The sequence below is a fragment of the Microbulbifer sp. A4B17 genome, from assembly GCF_003076275.1.
Taxonomy (GTDB): domain Bacteria; phylum Pseudomonadota; class Gammaproteobacteria; order Pseudomonadales; family Cellvibrionaceae; genus Microbulbifer.
Map to the genome: position 1 here is coordinate 1,711,110 of NZ_CP029064.1, position 18,355 is coordinate 1,729,464.

General features: G+C 50.6%; 18 protein-coding genes. 8 read left to right on the forward strand and 10 right to left on the reverse strand.

The window, feature by feature from the left end; translation table 11 throughout:
* The first annotated feature begins 5 nt into the window (after positions 1–5).
* Together BTJ40_RS07660 and BTJ40_RS07665 are read left to right on the forward strand one after the other, a co-directional pair.
* Positions 6–1,322 (forward strand): sodium ion-translocating decarboxylase subunit beta, encoded by a 1,317-nt coding sequence (locus BTJ40_RS07660; protein ID WP_108732536.1) that lies wholly within the window; start codon positions 6–8, stop codon positions 1,320–1,322.
* A 230-nt stretch (positions 1,323–1,552) separates the two neighbouring features.
* Positions 1,553–2,005, forward strand: coding sequence for a hypothetical protein (locus BTJ40_RS07665; protein ID WP_108732537.1), 453 nt, complete (start codon positions 1,553–1,555; stop codon positions 2,003–2,005).
* 74 nt (positions 2,006–2,079) lie between these two features.
* Here BTJ40_RS07665 and BTJ40_RS07670 read toward each other — a convergent pair whose 3' ends face one another.
* Positions 2,080–2,760: a type 1 glutamine amidotransferase gene (locus BTJ40_RS07670; protein ID WP_108732538.1), complete on the reverse strand. Its 681-nt coding sequence runs from the start codon at positions 2,758–2,760 to the stop codon at positions 2,080–2,082.
* 1 nt (position 2,761) lies between these two features.
* On the reverse strand, positions 2,762–3,412 hold the full coding sequence (locus BTJ40_RS07675; RefSeq protein WP_108732539.1) for a hypothetical protein: 651 nt from the start codon (positions 3,410–3,412) through the stop codon (positions 2,762–2,764).
* Between the two features lie 93 nt (positions 3,413–3,505).
* Here BTJ40_RS07675 and BTJ40_RS07680 point away from each other — a divergent pair, with 93 nt between their 5' ends.
* A complete protein-coding gene (locus tag BTJ40_RS07680) occupies positions 3,506–4,378 on the forward strand; it encodes a LysR family transcriptional regulator (protein ID WP_108732540.1) in 873 nt (290 codons plus the stop codon).
* Here the strand turns inward: BTJ40_RS07680 and atzF are convergent.
* Together atzF and BTJ40_RS07690 are read right to left on the reverse strand one after the other, a co-directional pair.
* Positions 4,375–6,195 carry an allophanate hydrolase gene (atzF, locus tag BTJ40_RS07685; protein ID WP_108732541.1) on the reverse strand — a complete coding sequence of 607 codons (1,821 nt, stop codon included), beginning with the start codon at positions 6,193–6,195 and terminating at the stop codon, positions 4,375–4,377. The genes BTJ40_RS07680 and atzF overlap by 4 nt on opposite strands.
* A 175-nt stretch (positions 6,196–6,370) precedes the next feature.
* Positions 6,371–6,976: a hypothetical protein gene (locus tag BTJ40_RS07690; protein ID WP_108732542.1), complete on the reverse strand. Its 606-nt coding sequence runs from the start codon at positions 6,974–6,976 to the stop codon at positions 6,371–6,373.
* A 237-nt stretch (positions 6,977–7,213) separates the two neighbouring features.
* On the opposite strand from BTJ40_RS07690, the gene djlA reads away from it, so the two are divergent.
* The 3 genes from djlA to BTJ40_RS07705 all read left to right on the forward strand — a co-directional run bounded on the left by djlA (position 7,214) and on the right by BTJ40_RS07705 (position 9,623).
* On the forward strand, positions 7,214–7,999 hold the full coding sequence (gene djlA, locus BTJ40_RS07695; RefSeq protein ID WP_108732543.1) for a co-chaperone DjlA: 786 nt from the start codon (positions 7,214–7,216) through the stop codon (positions 7,997–7,999).
* 37 nt (positions 8,000–8,036) lie between these two features.
* Positions 8,037–8,342: a BolA family transcriptional regulator gene (locus tag BTJ40_RS07700; RefSeq protein WP_108732544.1), complete on the forward strand. Its 306-nt coding sequence runs from the start codon at positions 8,037–8,039 to the stop codon at positions 8,340–8,342.
* A gap of 432 nt (positions 8,343–8,774) precedes the next feature.
* A complete protein-coding gene (locus tag BTJ40_RS07705) occupies positions 8,775–9,623 on the forward strand; it encodes an OmpW family protein (RefSeq protein WP_157953963.1) in 849 nt (282 codons plus the stop codon).
* Between the two features lie 204 nt (positions 9,624–9,827).
* Here BTJ40_RS07705 and BTJ40_RS07710 read toward each other — a convergent pair whose 3' ends face one another.
* The 3 genes from BTJ40_RS07710 to recQ all read right to left on the reverse strand — a co-directional run bounded on the left by BTJ40_RS07710 (position 9,828) and on the right by recQ (position 13,794).
* A complete protein-coding gene (locus BTJ40_RS07710) occupies positions 9,828–10,070 on the reverse strand; it encodes a hypothetical protein (protein WP_108732546.1) in 243 nt (80 codons plus the stop codon).
* Positions 10,071–10,378: 308 nt separating this feature from the next.
* The gene (locus BTJ40_RS07715) at positions 10,379–11,890 is read right to left on the reverse strand and encodes a CoA-acylating methylmalonate-semialdehyde dehydrogenase (protein ID WP_108732547.1); all 1,512 of its coding nucleotides are present in this window, start codon (positions 11,888–11,890) and stop codon (positions 10,379–10,381) included.
* A 98-nt stretch (positions 11,891–11,988) separates the two neighbouring features.
* Positions 11,989–13,794 (reverse strand): DNA helicase RecQ, encoded by a 1,806-nt coding sequence (recQ, locus tag BTJ40_RS07720; protein WP_108732548.1) that lies wholly within the window; start codon positions 13,792–13,794, stop codon positions 11,989–11,991.
* Positions 13,795–13,947: 153 nt separating this feature from the next.
* Here recQ and BTJ40_RS07725 point away from each other — a divergent pair, with 153 nt between their 5' ends.
* On the forward strand, positions 13,948–14,376 hold the full coding sequence (locus BTJ40_RS07725; protein WP_157953964.1) for a hypothetical protein: 429 nt from the start codon (positions 13,948–13,950) through the stop codon (positions 14,374–14,376).
* Here BTJ40_RS07725 and BTJ40_RS07730 read toward each other — a convergent pair.
* Entirely contained in the window at positions 14,360–15,172 is an 813-nt protein-coding gene (locus BTJ40_RS07730) for a glutaminyl-peptide cyclotransferase (protein WP_108732550.1), read from the reverse strand. The two genes, BTJ40_RS07725 and BTJ40_RS07730, sit on opposite strands and share 17 nt — an antisense overlap.
* Positions 15,173–15,181: 9 nt before the next feature.
* On the opposite strand from BTJ40_RS07730, the gene BTJ40_RS07735 reads away from it, so the two are divergent.
* Positions 15,182–15,817 (forward strand): DUF502 domain-containing protein, encoded by a 636-nt coding sequence (locus tag BTJ40_RS07735; RefSeq protein ID WP_108732551.1) that lies wholly within the window; start codon positions 15,182–15,184, stop codon positions 15,815–15,817.
* Here BTJ40_RS07735 and mnmC read toward each other — a convergent pair.
* Complete coding sequence (gene mnmC / locus BTJ40_RS07740; protein WP_108735207.1) at positions 15,810–17,798, reverse strand: bifunctional tRNA (5-methylaminomethyl-2-thiouridine)(34)-methyltransferase MnmD/FAD-dependent 5-carboxymethylaminomethyl-2-thiouridine(34) oxidoreductase MnmC; 1,989 nt, start codon at positions 17,796–17,798, stop codon at positions 15,810–15,812. The two genes, BTJ40_RS07735 and mnmC, sit on opposite strands and share 8 nt — an antisense overlap.
* 13 nt (positions 17,799–17,811) lie before the next feature.
* Entirely contained in the window at positions 17,812–18,351 is a 540-nt protein-coding gene (gene fldB / locus BTJ40_RS07745; protein ID WP_108732552.1) for a flavodoxin FldB, read from the reverse strand.
* Positions 18,352–18,355 lie beyond the last annotated feature (4 nt).

Here is an 18,355-nt window from a genome sequence, read left to right on the forward strand (position 1 = left end):
CACACGTGGATAATCTAATTACTCTTTGGCATTCCTCCGGTGTCGCGCAGATGGCATCGGGCCAGTTCATTATGATTCTGGTGGGCTTGGGCCTGCTTTTTTTGGCCATTCGCAAAAACTTTGAGCCCTTGCTTTTGGTACCTATCGGTTTCGGCGGAATCCTGGCCAATATTCCCGGTGCCGATCTGGCACTCTCCGCCGCAGAGACGGCACTTACCCAGGGTAATGCAGCAATTTTGGCCCAGATGGCCCAGATCCTGGGACTCGACAGCACTTCAGCTCTGCCCGAGTTGAAGGAAGCTTTGGCCAGTGCGCCGGCAGCCGTGCAGGTGCAAGCGGCGGAGTTTGCCCGGGATGCCGGTTTCAATAACGGTATGTTGTACAACTTCTATTCCGTGGCTATTGCTTCTGGAATTGCTCCGCTGGTGATTTTTATGGGCGTGGGGGCCATGACTGACTTCGGTCCGCTTCTCGCCAATCCGCGCACCTTATTCCTGGGCGCGGCTGCCCAGTTCGGGATCTTTGCTACGGTGCTCGGTGCTGTGGGTCTCTCGGTAGCGGGAATTATGGACTTCTCTATCGCCGATGCCGCTGCAATCGGTATTATCGGTGGAGCAGATGGTCCCACGGCTATTTATGTTTCCAGTCTTCTTGCCCCGGATTTGTTGGGTGCGATTGCTGTAGCGGCTTATTCCTATATGGCACTGGTACCTATGATCCAGCCGCCGATTATGCGTGCCCTGACTACTGAGCAGGAGCGTAAAATTGAAATGGTGCAATTGCGCCATGTGAGCAAGCGGGAAAAAATTGCGTTCCCGATGTTGCTGCTTATTTTGGTGGCCCTGTTCCTGCCTGCCGCTGCACCGCTGCTGGGTATGTTCTGCTTTGGTAACCTGATGCGTGAGTGCGGTGTGGTATCCCGCTTATCGGATACTGCCCAGAATGCCCTGATCAATATCACTACTATTTTCCTGGGCTTGTCGGTCGGTTCGAAATTGGCGGCAGACAAATTCCTGGACCCCAAAACTCTGGGTATCCTGGCTTTAGGTATTGTGGCGTTTGCGATTGGCACGGCGGCAGGTGTACTGATGGCGAAGCTGATCAATGTATTCAGCAAACACAAAATTAACCCCTTGATTGGCTCTGCCGGTGTTTCCGCCGTACCCATGGCTGCCCGGGTGTCTAACAAAGTAGGGCTTGAGTCCAATCCTCACAATTTCCTGTTGATGCATGCAATGGGACCCAACGTAGCCGGTGTTATCGGCTCTGCGGTAGCTGCGGGTGTAATGATCAGTATGGTGAGGAGTTTGACAGGCGGTTAATTCAAACCAAATAACCTCATGGGAAAGGGTGAACAGTGTTCGCCCTTTTTTATTTTCTGAAAAAGCTGGCTTTATTTAGAGTTTTTTTGGCCTTTTTTACCGCTTCGATAGGAGTAAATCGATAGCAGGCCTTTGCAGCTCGATAGAGTTCATTTTGAGTTAAGGTTCATTGCGCTATATTCCACACCAGCTTATTAATTGTAATCGTAACCTGTTTGGAAGTATCTCTTATGCGCAGTTTGCCTATTGTACTTTTTCTCACTCTTTTCTCCTCCAGTGTGTTCGCTCACGATAACCATCAAACGGCTGAGGAGGTTCGCCTGCTGAAAAAAGAAGTGATCAAGCTTCGCAAGGAGGTACGCTCTGATTATAAGCAGAATGTGCAACCTGAAGGTATTCGTGATTTGCAGAATGAAGTTGTTAGATTGCGGAAAAATGTCCATCAGCTGCAGGATTTAATTCTGGAACTACAGGCAAGTATCGAAGCTCAGTCTCAATTAGTTCAGCCGCTTCCGGTTAATGAGCGCCCTAAATGGGCTTGTTATATGAAGGATGCTAGAGCTGGAGGCATGCACTCCAATGGCTTCAGTCGTGTTGAAGCGAAAGGGAAGCTACTCGAAATTTGCTCCCAGCGTGGTGGCGTTTGCTTTGAAAGTGGAATTAAATGCTCTGATGAGCAGTAAGGAAACGATCGGCTAATCGATGTTGGTGGGGACGGTGGCTCTTGAGGGTGACCAATTCCCCTGGGATGTAGTCTCTATTCTTTTATTTCTCCCGAGACAATATTGTTAAAAGTAAGGCTGAATGGCTCTATAAAGTGAGCGTTGAGAATTTTAAATAGTAAGTCGCGGGCTTTCAGGTGGAGCTTCTCAGGGGAGTCAAAGGTCTTTAGGTAATCAGGAAAAAGTTGGCCAATATCTGCTTTAGACCATTCAAGGTGAAACTGTAACCCCATTATTGTTTTGCCGAATAGAAAGGCTTGGTGAGCACACAAGTCAGATTCAGCCAAGCGCCTTGCGCCCTCTGGAATTTCGAAATAGTAGCTATGGGCATGAAATACCTGCACGTTGCTAAAGCACGGGCATGCCGCAGATCTTATCGGCAGCCAGCCCATCTCTTCTTGGGGAAGTGGGTGGATCTCCGCTCCTAGTATATGGGCAAGAATCTGTGCCCCAAGGCAGATACCTAATACTGGGGTCGGTTGCTCCACAAACTGCTTCACCCATTCAATTTCACTGGTAAGCCAAGGCAGGGTTCGACTATCACAGATATTCATCATTCCCCCAAGGAGAATAACTCCGCCAAAACCCTCCTGGGGAAGCAGTGAGTCCTGTGGGCGAATGACTGTTAGTGGGATTTTGTTTTCTTTTGCCCAGTCGGCAATATACCCCGGACCCTCATTTTTTTCGTGCTGAATAACCAGAATTGGTTTTGTCATGTTAGCGGAAATCCTGGCTTTCAAAATACAATTGTTTTTTTAACTGGATACCTGCTTTGGTAAAGCTCTTGGGCCAGTTTTTTTCTGAAAGTGGTTTACCACTGTCATTGTAAACGACACTCGGTAAATCCTGGTTGATACTAACTAATAATATTTGGTCGAAACTGGGGGTGGGGCCTATTTCGTGAACAAGAAGGGCTAGATCCTGGAGTTTTATTAACCGGTAATGCCCATTTTCTTCCCGACTCAGGGGCTTGTTCATTAGCTGACCTATTACTTCAAAAGTAACAGGGGATAGGGTAGGTTTTCCATTGCGTTCAAAGTGGCCTTTGTATAGTTGGCCCTTAAAATTGTTTAGCCCACCGTTGCGTAACTTGTCCAGGGAGAATCTTTCTGGTTTAAGGCTGATTAGGTCATTTTTTTGAAATAAATCATCGAACTCTACTGGAATTTTAGCTTTCAAATTTAGCAATACCTGATGACTGTGTCGCCCTCCGTGGAGAGGCATATGAGAGGCGATCAATAGCCCTTCTACAGAGAAGAGGGCCATTCCGTGAACTCCCATGGACTTGTCTCTGTGGTTTGCTAACTCCTGGGCGGAGCTAAATGTTGAGCAGATCAAAAACACCCAACTGAACAGCAGGTTCTTCATATGTTCTTCTTTATTTGTACAACTTGGATATCGGTAATTCTAAGCGTACATTAGTGATCAATCGATTCACTATCAGAAAGGTTTAGTTCCACAGTGGAAATAGAAGCACTTGAGAAGTTTTTGGTGATCGCCGCTACAGAGAACCTTCAACGCTCTGCAGATCGGCTGGATACCACTCCAGGTGGACTCAGTAAGATACTTAAAAGGCTGGAGCAGGAGTTGGGCGCCCGATTGTTTGACCGGGTAGGCAAGCAGCTTAAAATCAATGATGCGGGGCGCCGACTGCAAAGTCGGGCTGTTGAGATAGTGGCGATAGCCAATAAGGCGCGCGCTGAGGTTGGTGGCTCTGGTCAGTATTTGGAGTGCAGGATCGCTGCACCTGCCATGCTGCAATTACTATTGGGAGTAACTATCCAGAAAAAGCTGCTAATCCACAAGACAGGGGTACATTTGTCATTAACTTCAGCTTATGAGGCTCTTGCCTTGCGTATGCTGGCGCGCGGGGAAGTAGATTTAGCGCTGGTGACAGGGTCTGTCCTGGGCCAGCTGTCGCCCTCGATGGAGGCGCATTCTCTGGGGGAAGCTTCTATGTGTGTCGCCGCCGGGCCTGAGCATCCGCTGGCTAAAAGCCGAAGTCTTGAGAAGCAAGTTAACCTGGTAGATATTCTGCAATATCCCTTTGCGGCTCCGCGAATATCCCCTTTTTGTGGCGAAGAGCGAGGAATCGGCAGTGATGGTTGGCCTGAAAATGTCCACTCTCGCAAGGTGCAGGCAGTAGTGAACGATTACGGTGTTCTTTGTCGACTTGTAATGGATGGAGAGTTATTGGCGTTCCTGCCAGAAGCACTTGTTCGGGAAATGGGGGGAATCATTCTCAGAGTTGAAAGTGATTCCATAAATTCTCGGGAAGATCTTTATGTTGTAGGTGTGGGGGAGAGCAATTATTGGTTGGACCTGCTCATCTAGGATTTCTTGGCCTTAAGCCAGTCAAGCCAGCTACCAAAACAGGTGATGTCAGAGGCTCCTTGAAGACCTGAACTTTCACAGATAAATCCCATTTCCCATTCTCCAGTAATTAATTCTATTTTTCCTATGCACAAGGGGGCAGGAATAGCAGCGACAAAGCTGCCAAAGAATTTGCTTGGCAACTGCCAGATTTCAACTTGAATAGTTTGGCCTCTACCTGATTCATCGCGAATCATAGCGGGAGAATCTCTCCCGGGAAGGGCGTAGAGTCGGTATCGTTCACTGGTTTCCGTTATTTTAACCAGTGTTGCCCCCCGTTCGGTAAGTTGCCAATTTAGAGGCTGTCCCTGGAGGTGGGCACCACAGACTACAAGCTTGATCTGTCTGTCAGGAATTTTAAGCTGATAATAAGGCTCGATTCCAAAGGCTTTCTCCTCTGGAAATATACCTGTAGCTCCCTGTGGTAAATTACAACTGCGATGTAAACTATTAGCATAATTTAGTAGTGCCATATCGCGGTATTTTTGGCTAAATAAGGTTACCCCCCAGCTAACACCGGAGTCCAGAAAACCAACGGGAACAGCCGTTGCTGAGTAATCTAGCAAATTCATAAAATTAGTATAGGTGCCGAGGATTGAGTTGAGCTTGATTGGCTGTTCAGCTATTTGTGTTCGGGTGTAGGGAGTGGGTAGGGTTGGAATAATAGCGAAGTCAATATTCTCCATAGCTTTATCACAATTGCGTTTGAGTTCCTTCAAACGGTACTGCTCTTTAAATGTTTCGGTAGCTGTTATTGAGTCTGCTGAGCAGATGATAGAGCGGATTACTTTCAGCATTGATTCAGGTTTTACCTCCTGGGTTGAAATCAGTCTTTCTGCTACCCAAGGTCCTTCATAAAGAAGCTTTGCTGCCTCTATAAATGGATCAAAGTCCAGGTTAATTACAATGCCGCCCTGGTTCTCCAGTTTCTCGACTGATTGTTTAAATAGCGCCTGGGCCTGCTGGTTATTTTGAAAATACAGTTCTTCAGGGACCCCAAAATAAAAAGGAGAAACATTGGTTGAACCACCTTCTTGGAAATACCTGAGTCTGTTGAAGTGTGGATTTGTGCGGCTGTAAATATCATGGGAATCGAATACCGCTGTTATATCGAGAATAGTGGCAGCATCGTGGCAATTGAGTGCCAGGATAGAAACACAGTCGAGACTTTTGCAAGCCGGAACCACCCCGGTAGTACTCAGGAGGCCTCTTGTAGGCTTATGGCCAATCAGGTTATTTATTGCTGCGGGTACACGACCAGATCCTGCTGTATCTGTCCCAAGGGCAAAGCTTACCTGACCGAGCGCAGTGGAAATTGCTGAACCGGCACTGCTTCCTCCGGAGATATAGTCCTGATTAAATGCATTTTTACCTTCACCATAGGGAGAGCGAACACCTACCAGACCGGTAGCAAACTGGTCGAGATTGGTTTTTCCCAGTGGAATTGCACCGGCTCTGATCAATATTTTTACAACAAAGGCACTCTCTTTGGGGGTATAAGTAAAGTCTGGGCAGGCAGCAGTGGTGGGCACATTAGCGAGGTCAATATTATCTTTAATGGCAAAGGGGATGCCGTACAGAGGTAGATCTTGAGGGCGTGCACTCTCTAATTTTGATAGATAGGGTTCTAATTGTTCTGGCGACAGTAAAGTAATCCAAGCATTGAAGTCAGATTGTTGCTGGGATTGCTCAAGTAACTCTGTTATTAATTCACGGGGTGTGACAATGCCTTTCTCGTAACAGGCTTTCAGGTGATCAAGTGTCAAATTCCAGGCCATAAGAGCTCCCCGAATATTATTAAATACGCCAGCAGCCCCAGCGATGTTGATTATCAGGACTGTTACAAAGTAATTATTTTAACTTTTGGCTAAACACCAGACCTAAACGGGAAAGCCTGGAGGACGTGTTGGCTTGCCCCCCTGGGGCTTATCCTTCTCAATAAGACAGTGTGCTTCAGTCTGTGTTTCCCTCAGGGGGGCAGGGGGCACCCACTGCGATCCAGTTTTTCATCGCTTCTACAACTTTCTCGTGGGGAATATTCACTGGTTGCCGGCTGTCTCCGGGATGCCATCCCCAAATGGCCAGTGGGTTCTCACTGATAAATTCCAACTGACCGGTCAGTGTACGCCCTCCATTGTCCTGAGGGGTGGTTAGCAGCTTGCAGATCTGAGCCGATGACATTTGTGACCAGTTCAGCTCAATGGGTGCCATCTTCCAGCCTGGCGCTCCCGGCGCGCCGGTCACGGGGTTGTTCGTATTGGAGTGGCAGTTATTGCAACGCATGGTGCCCGCCCCCATATCATCTGGACCGCGCTCTACACGTGGAACATGGGGAGAGCCTTCATTTATTAATGGCATCTCCAGTTGGTGGCAATTAAGGCAGCGAGGGTGGAGGAGGACCTCTACGATAGTTTCCCAGTCCTGATGTCCCGGTGCGTCGTTGGCTGCCTCTTGCTGAGAGGCTTCTTGACGCTGATCGCATCCGCTTAACAGGAGGTAGACTAAGGCGCCTAAGGCCAATAGTGAGCGTAAAGGAACTATGCCTGGCCGTATTTTCATTCGGCTTGCCTTTAAATTGGGTTTCACCCTCAAAACATAATTGGGCTTGAGGTCTAGTGACAGTCTCAAGATTGATTAGGGCGTCAAAAGATAGACTTGGCGGGTCCAGTTCTGTTGACTGGTGACTGATTGTTCATATACGGGAATTTAGGCGCCGAAGTACGTGGTATGATAGGCGCCTTGTACTTATTTAATTCTGGTTTAGCAGGGCGCAATTGTTAGCGTCTAGGAGAGAGTATGTCCTGGTTAGGGGCGGGGTTAGGTGCTGGCTTTGGCTTTATGATTGGTGGTCCAATCGGTGCGGCATTAGGGGCCTGGATTGGCAGCTCATTTGGTTCCAGTTTGCAGCAGCGACTGGGAAAAGCTGCTTCGGCCCTGAGCAGGGATGGAGCTCAAACTATCTTTATCGTCACTCTGTTTTCGATGCTGGCGAAAATGGCTAAAGCTGATGGCTTGGTTTCTAAAGCGGAAGTGGAATTTATAGAAGGATTTATTCGAAATAACCTCCGTTTGGGAGCTGAAGAACGCAAGCATGCGATCCGAATATTTGAAAATGCCAAGACTGACAAGTACAGCATTTATGATTACGCAAAACAGTACCGCCAGTTGGTTCGCGATGAGTCAATGCGGGAGATGGTGTACCGCTTGTTATTTGCTGTTGCTTATGCCGATGGTGAATTACATAGCGCGGAAGAGGAAATATTAAGACGTATCACTATCGATCTAGGGCTGCATGAATCCCTGTTTGCCGCAATGCAAAATGAGTTTGCCCATGGAGGCAGGAGTACAGCTGTAGCTCTTGAACAGCATTACGCGGTGTTGGGATGCACTCCAGAGACCAGTGATAAGGACCTTAAATTGGCATATCGAAGAAAGGCTGCAGAATATCACCCTGATAAAATCGCTTCAAAAGGCTTGCCTGAAGAATTTATGCGCCATGCCGATGACCAGATGAAAAGTATTACTGTCGCATATGAAGCGATAGTTGAGGCGCGAAAGCAGAGGGCGAAGGTTGTCAGTTAGGTTTTCGTAATTTGCCTTTAATATAAGGAGTTAATAGATGAGTCTTGTCGAGACAATAAAAGAAAAGTTGACAGTAGAATTTTCCCCTCAGCATATTGAAGTGCAATGTGAAAGTCATATGCACAATGTGCCTGCAGGCGCTGAAATGCACTTTCGGGTCGTGTTAGTGAGTGAGGCTTTCAATTCGGCAAGAAAAGTTCAGCGTCACCAAAAAGTCTATGCGGCTTTGTCCGAGGAAATGGCCGGTCCCATACATGCTCTCGCGCTTCACACATACAGCCCTGAAGAGTGGGAAGGGCAGGCTCCTCAGAGCCCTGAGTGTCAGGGAGGCGGAAAAAAGTAGTACTAAGCGCTTTATTTAGTGCGGTTCGGGTGGGCCCCAGCCTAGGGGTCTACGGTGATTTTCCTGCAAGCTATCTACCCAGAATTTTTCTGGTTTCTTTTTGTGCCATCTAAAGCTTAACGAGTCCCCTGATAGTTGTAATTCCGACACTTCACTGGCGCTTCTCTTGGTTTATATTTTTAGATCTCTTCAGTCCACACTTGCACTAGCGATCACTAGAATTCCTAAAGGCGCCTATCCATTTTAAAAATCACACTTTTAATGGAAAAATTAAATGCCAAGAAATGGTTTAAGTGCCAAAAAACAATAAATACTTTTTTATACGCCAACATTTGATTGTTTTATCTACAGCTGTTACTTCGTGCGACTAGACTGACCATTGATTGGGCTGATTGCTGTTTGATCTGCTGAATATCAATGGAGTTACCACAAATGAAGATGACGCGTATTCTGATCCCCGTTATGACGCCCCTCGCCTTAGCAATCTCTAGTGTCGCTTCGGCAGGACCGGCTGGCTATGCCCCTCCCCCACCAAAAACCCAGGAGTTCAAGGTTCGAATTGGTGCGGCCTACATCTCACCCAATTCGGATAATGTCACGTTTGCTGACAGGTTCCTCTTGGGGGATGATGATTTTATTGATGATTGGGGTGCATTCCGCTCCAACGTCGATCCCAGTGATGAGTGGGGCTGGTTTATCAATGTAGAGTGGCGGGCCACTGACCACATGAGTGTATCCCTGAGTTACACCCAGGGTGACCGTCACACAGGAGGAGACCGCAGACCCTGGTTGTATCGTTTTAATCGAGATTTTGAAGATAATTTTCGCCACGGTGACTTTCTCAGATGGAAGCCTCAAATTACGGCCGCCTATCTGAATTATTACCCTCTCGATCCCAGCTGTATGGTTCAGCCTTATATGGGAGTTGGTATTAACTACACCGACTTTACCGATGAGCGCCTGAGAAATTGGGGTTGGTGGCGTGAGGTTGATGACATTGACATCTTCCGCCCCTGGGACCGTGGACGCGCAAATTTGAGCGACAACTGGGGTTACACATGGCAAATCGGGGTTGACTTTAACTTCGGTCACGATAGTAGCTGGCTGATTAACCTTGCAGCTATTTACTATGATGTTGATACCGATATTGAGGTTGATGCTTCCTGGTTTGATGTTGATAACGATAATTTCTTTTATCGTCACAGATTCGGTGGTGATTATGAATTTGACCCCTGGTCATTCAACATCGGTGTAGGCTACAAGTTTGATTTCCACTGGTAATCAAGATGTAGTGAAGTAAAGGGCGCTTCGGCGTCCTTTTTTAATTATGTAGCCCCTGAATAAGGCTGTAATATTTCTGCGAAGCTGCGTTTTGGTTATCTGTCTTGTATAAGCCAGAAGTGTCACAGAATTATTCAGTTGCTGCTTGATGTCAGGTGCAGATAGTTCGATAGATTCGGGAAGTTAGAGTTTTCCTATGGTTGATTACAAATTACGTTTATATTGGTCGCAATTGTAATCTTTAAATTTTTCTTTCAATTTTTTAATCTTGCCTCTCCACTTCTCCATCTGCTCTCCTGAGCCACCATCTTTTCTCTTTTCATGAAGTTGCTCAATTTTGCTCTGCCACTTTTTACATTTCTTATAGGATACATCCTGTTGTGCATATGATGTGTTGGCAGAGATAAGTGCAGCAGTAAGAGCGATAGTGAGACTTGTGGTTTTCATAATGATTATTCCAAGTGTTACTAAATAAATAATCTCACCTTGCATGAATAAAGTAAATGTAATCGATTTTAAAAAGTTGAACCTGTTGATTTTTGGGGTGGTGATTAATTAAATAACTATATTTTTTGTGAGCTGTTTAAGGGGGTTTATAGGGTACTGTAGTAGCGGGGTGAATGCGCTTTCATTAAATTTACTGGATGCAGTGATAAAGAGGCTGGTAACTTGGTCGTTTATCTTTAGCGATACAAGAAGGCCCGATAAGCCACGGGCACTTCTTCTATCGGTTATTTATCAGTTAGACCAGGTAGTTATTGATTAGAGGGAAAGCTGAACTGAATGCCTTCCCTTACACCGCTAGCAGGCCAGCGCTGGGTAATGGTTTTGCGCTTTGTGTAAAAACGCACTGAATCGGGGCCGTAGGCGTGGAGGTCGCCAAACAGTGAACGCTTCCAGCCACCGAAACTGTGGTGTGCTACCGGTACCGGTAGAGGAACGTTGATACCGACCATTCCAACTTTAATATTGTCACTAAAATAGCGTGCGGCCTCTCCGTCGCGAGTAAATAGGCAGGTGCCGTTACCGTATTCATGAGCATCGATAATATCCATGGCTTCCTGCATAGTTTCGACACGCATCACACAGAGCACCGGGCCAAATATTTCCCCACTGTGAATCGACATTTCCGGAGTGACTCGATCGAACAGACAGGCGCCCAGGTAATTACCATTTTCAAAACCGGAAACGGTTTGGTTGCGCCCATCTACAGCCAGCTCGGCACCCTCTTCGATACCAGCGGCAATATAATTCTCCACTTTTTGTAAGTGTTGCCGGGTTACCAGTGGCCCCATATCGCTTTGGCTGTCCATACCATCGCCGATTTTCAGATCAGCAATTTGTAGTTTGAGCTTCTCAACAAGGGCATCGGCGGTTTCATTACCTACCGCTACAGCGACAGAGATGGCCATACAGCGTTCACCACAGGAACCATAAGCTGCGCCCATTAGAGCAGCGGCAGCGTTGTCCAGGTCGGCATCGGGCATGATGATCGCGTGGTTTTTGGCACCACCAAACGCTTGCACTCTTTTTCCATGGGCGGTGCCTGTGGTGTAGACATACTCTGCGATCGGAGTCGATCCCACAAAGCTCACCGCTTGGACACGTTTATCGGTGAGGAGTGTATCGACGGCCTCTTTACCGCCGTTAACTACATTTAGTACCCCTGTAGGGATGCCGGCTTCTATACCCAGCTCCGCGATAAACAGTGCGGAGGAGGGGGTGCGTTCGGAGGGTTTTAGTACAAAGGTATTGCCGCAGGCAATTGCCATGGGCCACATCCACAGAGGAACCATAGCGGGGAAATTAAAGGGGGTTATGCCGGCACAAACACCCAGCGGTTGGAATTCGCTCCAGGAGTCTATTGCCGGTCCGACATTTTTACTGTGTTCGCCCTTTAGCATTTCCGGAGTAGAGCAAACGTACTCGATATTCTCGATGCCCCGCTGTAATTCCCCCATCGCATCGTCGAGGACTTTGCCGTGTTCCAGGGTAATCAGCTCACAGATCTTTGCGGCGTTCTCCTGCAGCAGGTCTCGCAGGCGGTACATAATTCGTACTCGCTTGGCCGTCGGAAGGTTTCGCCAAGCGGGGAAGGCCGCTTCAGCTGCACTAATGGCCTCTTCAACAGTCGCTTTAGAGGCTAACGAAACCTGGGCGATCACTTCGTTGGTGGAGGGGTTGGTGACCTCTTGGAGTTCGGAGTTACCTGCGGCACCGGTGTCATTAACCATGTTGCCATTAATCAGGTGGCCGATTACTTTCATAGTTCTCTCTCAGTCGGGTTTATCAATTATTGTTCTACTGCTTTATCCCTTTGTAACACAGCTCTGTGTTTTGGGGAAAAGCTCCCGACTGTTCGGAGTTATTCGTGTTTGGGAAAATCCCTGAGAACCGCCAAAAATGCATCGCCGAAGCGTTCGAGCTTACTGTCTCCAACGCCGGAGACCGCTAATAGCTCGCTGCGTGTTTGTGGGTGGGCTTGTACCATACCGCGCAGGGTCGCATCGTGGAAGACGACATAAGGCGGCACACCCCGCTCTTCTGCCAACTGTTTGCGACAGTTGCGCAGGGCTTCCCAAAGCACCTGGTTTTCTGGGCTGAGATCATCCAGGCTGCGATTGTCACGGCTCTGCGAGCGCGCCGCTTTTGGGGGAAGCTTGCGCAGGCTGAGAGTTTCCTCCCGTCGCAGCAGCGGGCGACAAATTTCAGTGAGCCTCAGCCCCTGGAATTCTCCCTCGACCTCCAGGTAGCCGCGCACAATCAGCTGCCGCACGACTGCCCGCCATTCGGCTGCGCTCAGGTCTTTGCCGATGCCATGAGTGGAAAGCTGGTCGTGCTCGAACTTGCGGACTTTCTCGTTCTCGGAGCCGCGCAGTACATCGATCACGTGGCTAGCGCCAAAGCGCTGTCCGGTGCGATAGATACAGGAGAGTAGTTTTACCGCTGCCTCACTGGCATCCCAGGTGGCAGGCGGCTCCAGGCAGGTGTCACAGTTGCCGCAGGGTTTGTCCAGGGGTTCCGCAAAGTAGTCCAGCAGGGCCTGGCGGCGGCAGCTGGTGATCTCACACAGCCCGAGCATGGCATTCAGGCGGCTGCGCTCCTGGCGCTTGTGCTCTTCGCTGCCCTCTGAGGACTCCACCATCTGGCCGATCTTTACCACATCCTCGAGACCATAGAGCAAAAGAGCAATTGAGGCACCGCCATCGCGGCCTGCACGGCCAGTTTCCTGGTAGTAGGCTTCGATACTCTTGGGCAGATCCAGGTGAACAACGAAACGCACATCTGGTTTATCGATCCCCATGCCAAATGCAATGGTGGCAACAACAATGACACCCTCTTCACGCAGGAAGCGGCGCTGGTGCTCGGCGCGGGTCTCGGTGGGTAGTCCGGCGTGATAGGGCAGGGCAGTGAAGCCCTGCTGGCTCAACCACTCCGCAGTGTTCTCCACTTTGGCTCGGGACAGGCAGTAAATAACCCCGGCGTTGCCCTGATGTCCGTTTTGTAAGAATTGCAGCAGTTGGCGGCGCTGGTTGTCCTTGGGCTCAATGCGGTACTGGATATTGGGGCGGTCGAAGCTGCTGACAAAGTGGCGGGCCTCTTCCAAGTCCAGGCGGCGAGCAATTTCTGCACGGGTGCGCTTGTCTGCTGTCGCTGTCAGGGCAATACGGGGTACCCGGGGGAATTGCTCGTGCAGGCAGTTGAGTTGCAGATAGTCGGCGCGAAAGTCGTGCCCCCATTGGGAAACACAGTGGGCTTCATCAATGGCAAACAGCGACAGTTCCACCCGTTGCAGTAATGACAGGGTTCGTGGCTGTAGCAACCGCTCGGGGGCTAGATAGAGGAGATCCAGCTCACCGTGTAATAGCTGGCTTTCGATTGCCTGGATTTCGTCGTAGGCCACTGATGAATTCAAGTAAGCGGCGCGGATGCCGGCTTCCTGAAGAGCTTCTACCTGGTCCTGCATCAGGGCAATCAGGGGGGAGATTACAACTCCACACCCGGGGCGCGCCAGGGCGGGAATCTGGTAGCACAGGGATTTACCACCGCCGGTGGGCATTAATACCAGGGCATCATTGCCGGCTACCAGAGTGTCGATAACTGCTTTTTGAGGATCGCGGAAATCGGTATAGCCAAAAACGTGTTCGAGAATATGTTGTGGGGAATTCATGGGCGGGGAGTATACCTTGTGGCTCGATCGTGCGTGGTATGTTTATTGATGAGTATGCCGCTGAAATTGAATGAAATTGACGGCTTTACGCTTGTGACATATTTCGCGGGTTATAATCCTACGCCATCACAGCGGCAAGCTAAGGATAGGGCTATGCGCACATTGATTTTGTCAACTGTGTTGTCGTTGACGGTTCCTGCCGGACTTCTGGGGTGCGCCTCCACCTCCCCACATAATCTGGTTCAATCTGTTGTTGCTGACACTCACCTGGGGTGGCAAACAGCACCGGAAAACCAACTGGCATTTTCCCTGGCGACTGCATCGGGTGTTGCCCAGGTTGAGCTACAGCCTTTGCCGGAAGAGTTCACAGTGGTCACTCTCGAGTTACCCGGCATGCAAAAAGTTGAAAATATTCAGTGGGAAAATGAAGAAGGGAAATTCACCACGCTGTATGACGGCGAGGCGAGTTTGGAAGGCGTCAGCCTACAGAGCCGGGGGCACGGCTATCGCTTGCAGTTGCAGTTGTCTGCGATGGACTATCTCCGGGATGGGGGGGTGCTGACCGTTACGGATCAGCGTTAGAAACTCTACTGGTACGCTCAAAGCCCAGTCCAGCAGGGCGAATCAAATAGAGCTGTTTCCAGTACTTTCCAGTTACCCAGAGCCCATTTTTGGCTTTGTCCCAGGCGATCCCATTGGCCACGGTGTCAGGATGATTTCTGCCGGCCGGATTGAGAGCGCTGAGATCGATAATGCCGCGCACCTGGCCACTCTCTGGATCGATGGCAATAATCTGTTTTTCTTGCCATATATTTGCCCAAATCAGGCCCTGGGCAAATTCCAATTCATTGAGTCTGGACCAATTTTTACCTCCGCCTTGAACTTTGAGGTGTTGCACTACCTCAAAAGTATCGGGATCGCGGAAAACCAGTTCGCCACTGCCATTACTCATAATCAGCTGCTGGCCATTACTGGTGAGGCCCCAGCCTTCGCCTCGATAGTGCATGACCTTCAAATGTTGGAGCTTGTCTGCGTGGTAGACATGGACCTCTCCCGCCTTGTAGGTCAGCAGGTAAAGTTTATCGTTGAGAACTGTGAGCCCTTCGGCGAAACGATTCCTAGCAAGCCATTTGCGTCTTACTGGATTGGCCCCAGGGTCGGTATACTCGGCGAGCCAGGAGCGGCGGTAGCGACCACTGCTCTCCCACCAGCGTTGACCATCGTAGAAAAGCCCCTGGGTGAAATGGTCCCCTCCACGCTGGCGCTCTTCCAGGATGGAAAAAGGGATTGTTTGGAGTTGTGTCTCTGCAGCTGCACTTTGTGGCCACGGGGCGTAAAGCAATAACAGTATCCAGCTGTTCACGAGAAGTCGGTTCATCAATAGCCTATGACCAGAATTAAAACTTTTATCACTTTGACGCTGCTGGGTGGACTCGCAGTGGTGCTGCCTATAGCTATCTTTGTCCTGCTGTTTCAGTGGCTGTTCGGTCAAGTTAGTGATCTTGTCGCTCCCGCTGTGGTGTGGCTTGAGGCGCATACAGAATTTAAGAATACCCTTGCCAGGCTCGTGGTGATAGCCCTGATTCTTGGTGGTTGTTTCGCGATTGGTTTGTTGGTGAAAACCAGTGTTGGCAGCTGGTTGCACCGCCATGTGGATCACTGGTTGGGACGCCTGGCGCCGGGTTACAGCACCATCAAAGATGTGGTGATCCAGTTTATTGGTGGCGGTGGTGAAGGTGTGCTTGCGGGGCCGGTAGCCAAGGTCCGCATTCACGGCATTGATAATCCGCTCACTGTCACCGCAATTGTCACTTCTCAACACCCCAATGGAGATATGACCGTCTATGTGCCCACAGCGCCGGTACCCACCTCCGGGTTTGTGTTTCATGTGCCGGCAGAGTGCGTAGAAATACTGCCCGGCGTGAGTGTTGAGGCGGCGATGAAGACGATCGTCGCCTGTGGTTCCGGCAGTGCCAACTTGCTGTCTTCAGAGAAGAAGGAGACTGGAGTCCCCTCTACTTGATATCCCGGTTTCTACCCAGATCGCGAATGGCAAAGCGAGCCGGGTGCAGTGCTTTGGCCAGGGTTGCGCTGACCGGAAGGGGCTCGTTGAGCATCCAGGCAGTCAGTACCTCGGCTGTTAGTGGTGCGTAGGTAAAGCCACGGGAACCCAAGCCTCCCATTACATAGAGACCTTGCTGGTAGTCAGCCCGCTCGGGGACGTACTGCTTGCGGTTCTTGCGCAGTGCGACATAGGTATCGCTGATAGAGTCCCAGTTGGGTAAGGGGCCGGCTAAGGGTAGGTAGTCGGGGGTCGCTGCGCGCAAAGCCGCTCGGCCAGTGAGAGACTGTTGAGAGAACTCATCTGCTATTTGCGGCAGTAGCTCTGCCAGGGTTTGTAGATTCTCGCTGTGCTCGCTAACCCGTAGATCAGTAGCGGTCTCCTTAAGCTTAAAGGTGGCACCAAAGCTCTGACGCCCTTGATAGGCAGGAGTGATATAGCCCTCACCGCACAGAGCCATTTGTAACTGCGAAGAATTTTCAGTGGCTGCTGCTCTGGACACCTGCCCGCGAATTGGCTTCAGGGGGAGGGCCGCCGCAGGGGCAAATTGGCGAATGTCATTGGCACCGCACAGAACTACCGCATCAAATTGAAAGTCACTGCGGTCTGTTTTTACTGACCAGCCGCTCGATTCTCGCTCTAACTCTTTTACCAAGCTGTTGCTGTGCAGGTTGATATTTGGGTGCTGCAATAAAGTGGCGCAGACTTTGCGCGGTTCAACCCACCCGGCGTGAGGAAAGTGCAGTCCACCCACGGGTAGGTCGACGCCTGCCAGGGAGCTGGCCGCTCGAGCATCGACAGGTTCAGCCAATAGCTGCCCATCGCTCTCCGCCAGTGTGGCGGCAACCTGACTCTGTAATTGCTGTTCCCGCTCAGTTTGCGCCAATTGAAGCAGACCGCTGAAGTGGCTCACTTTAGAGCAGCTGCTGCGATAGTAGCGCTGGGCAAACATCAAAGCGTGGAGATTGAAGTCTCCGTTGGGGCCGGGCTTGGGAGATAACTTGGCGTATAGAATTCCCTGGTCATTCCCAGATCCACCAGAGCCGGGTTCCTCACCCTGCTCAAATACCTGAACATCGATGCCGCGCTCTGCCAGTGCCCGGGCAATAGTGGCACTGGCTATTCCCGCGCCGACAATAGCGACAGTTTTAGGAGGCTTGCTTTCCTGGTGAGGCAGGTGCCACGGAGTTTCCCTGGTTTCGCTCACTTGCGGGCTCTCCAGAGTGCCACACAGCATCTCTCTTTTGCGCCCGAAGCCGGGAACCTTGCGGAGAGAAAAACCGGCATCGCGGAGTCCGCGCTTAACCAGCCCAGCACAAGTAAAGGTGGCGAAGGTGGCGCTAGCACCGCTCAGAGCGGCCATGTTGTTAAACAACTCCGGTGTCCACATATCCGGGTTCTTGGCTGGGGCAAAACCGTCCAGGAACCAAGCGTCTACCTGGTGATCGCTGTCCCTTTGCAGGCGCAAGCTGTTCAGGGCCTCGCTTGCCTCCCCGATAATCAGGGTCAGGCTGACTGGGCCAAAGTGCAGCCGGTGAATGCCGGCGGCCAGCAGGGGAGGGTAGCTATCAATCAAGGGCTGGGCGAACGGGGCCAGTTGTGGCCAGAGATCCAGTGCCCTGCGCAGGTCATTGGGACGCAGTGGGAACTTCTCGACCGAAATAAAGTGCAAGCGAGCACTTTCCGGGGCCGTTCTCTGCCAAAGCTCTGCGGCGGCGAGAAAGTTCAGGCCGGTGCCGAAGCCTGTCTCGGCGATGGTAAAGGTGCCGCTCTCCGCGAGCTGTTGCCAGCGTTCAGCCAGGGCATTTTGCTGCAGGAAAACGTAGCGGGTTTCCTCCAGGCCGGAGGCGCTGGAAAAATAGATATCGTCGTAGGCGCGAGACAGCGGCTGGCCGTCTTCACGCCATTCAATTTCTGCGTACTTCTTGTCCGGTTCGCTCACAATAAGACTTCCGTCAGCCCCCATCCTGCAAGCCAAACTCGCGCATTACCTGGTCGCACCAGCGCTGGATACGCTCTTCGCTCAGATCGAATTCGTTCTCCTCATCCAGGGCCAGCCCGACAAACTGGCTGCCATCGGCGGTTAGCCCCTTGGACTCTTCAAACTCGTAACCTTCTGCGGACCAATAGCCCACTGCACGGGCACCGCAGGCGAGCAGCTGTGAATGCAAATAGCCCAAGGCGTCCTGGAACCACTGGGGGTAGCCTTCCTGATCCCCCAGACCAAACAGCGCGACCTTTTTCTCGTGCAGGTCCAGCGCGGCCAAGTCGTCCCAGATATTTTCCCAGTCCTCTTGCAGTTCGCCGTAGTCCCAGGTGGGAATGCCGAACAAAAGGAAGTCGTAGTCTTCGGCGAGGCCAATATCCGCCTCTGCGATATTGTGGATATCAATCCATTGAGGACCGATACACTGGCGGATCTTCTCCGCAGCCATTTCGGTATAGCAAGTGCTGGAACCGTAAAAGAGTCCGATTGGGGCTTGGGAACTTTGCATAACA

Bases quoted from the DNA above. Each gene is read 5' to 3' on its own strand.
- BTJ40_RS07665 (WP_108732537.1), top strand. From the start codon at position 1,553: ATGCGCAGTTTGCCTATTGTACTTTTTCTCACTCTTTTCTCCTCCAGT.
- BTJ40_RS07670 (WP_108732538.1), bottom strand. From the start codon at position 2,760: ATGACAAAACCAATTCTGGTTATTCAGCACGAAAAAAATGAGGGTCCG.
- BTJ40_RS07675 (WP_108732539.1), bottom strand. From the start codon at position 3,412: ATGAAGAACCTGCTGTTCAGTTGGGTGTTTTTGATCTGCTCAACATTT.
- atzF (WP_108732541.1), bottom strand. From the start codon at position 6,195: ATGGCCTGGAATTTGACACTTGATCACCTGAAAGCCTGTTACGAGAAA.
- BTJ40_RS07690 (WP_108732542.1), bottom strand. From the start codon at position 6,976: ATGAAAATACGGCCAGGCATAGTTCCTTTACGCTCACTATTGGCCTTA.
- djlA (WP_108732543.1), top strand. From the start codon at position 7,214: ATGTCCTGGTTAGGGGCGGGGTTAGGTGCTGGCTTTGGCTTTATGATT.
- BTJ40_RS07700 (WP_108732544.1), top strand. From the start codon at position 8,037: ATGAGTCTTGTCGAGACAATAAAAGAAAAGTTGACAGTAGAATTTTCC.
- BTJ40_RS07705 (WP_157953963.1), top strand. From the start codon at position 8,775: ATGAAGATGACGCGTATTCTGATCCCCGTTATGACGCCCCTCGCCTTA.
- BTJ40_RS07710 (WP_108732546.1), bottom strand. From the start codon at position 10,070: ATGAAAACCACAAGTCTCACTATCGCTCTTACTGCTGCACTTATCTCT.
- BTJ40_RS07715 (WP_108732547.1), bottom strand. From the start codon at position 11,890: ATGAAAGTAATCGGCCACCTGATTAATGGCAACATGGTTAATGACACC.
- recQ (WP_108732548.1), bottom strand. From the start codon at position 13,794: ATGAATTCCCCACAACATATTCTCGAACACGTTTTTGGCTATACCGAT.
- BTJ40_RS07725 (WP_157953964.1), top strand. From the start codon at position 13,948: ATGCGCACATTGATTTTGTCAACTGTGTTGTCGTTGACGGTTCCTGCC.
- BTJ40_RS07730 (WP_108732550.1), bottom strand. From the start codon at position 15,172: ATGAACCGACTTCTCGTGAACAGCTGGATACTGTTATTGCTTTACGCC.
- BTJ40_RS07735 (WP_108732551.1), top strand. From the start codon at position 15,182: ATGACCAGAATTAAAACTTTTATCACTTTGACGCTGCTGGGTGGACTC.
- fldB (WP_108732552.1), bottom strand. From the start codon at position 18,351: ATGCAAAGTTCCCAAGCCCCAATCGGACTCTTTTACGGTTCCAGCACT.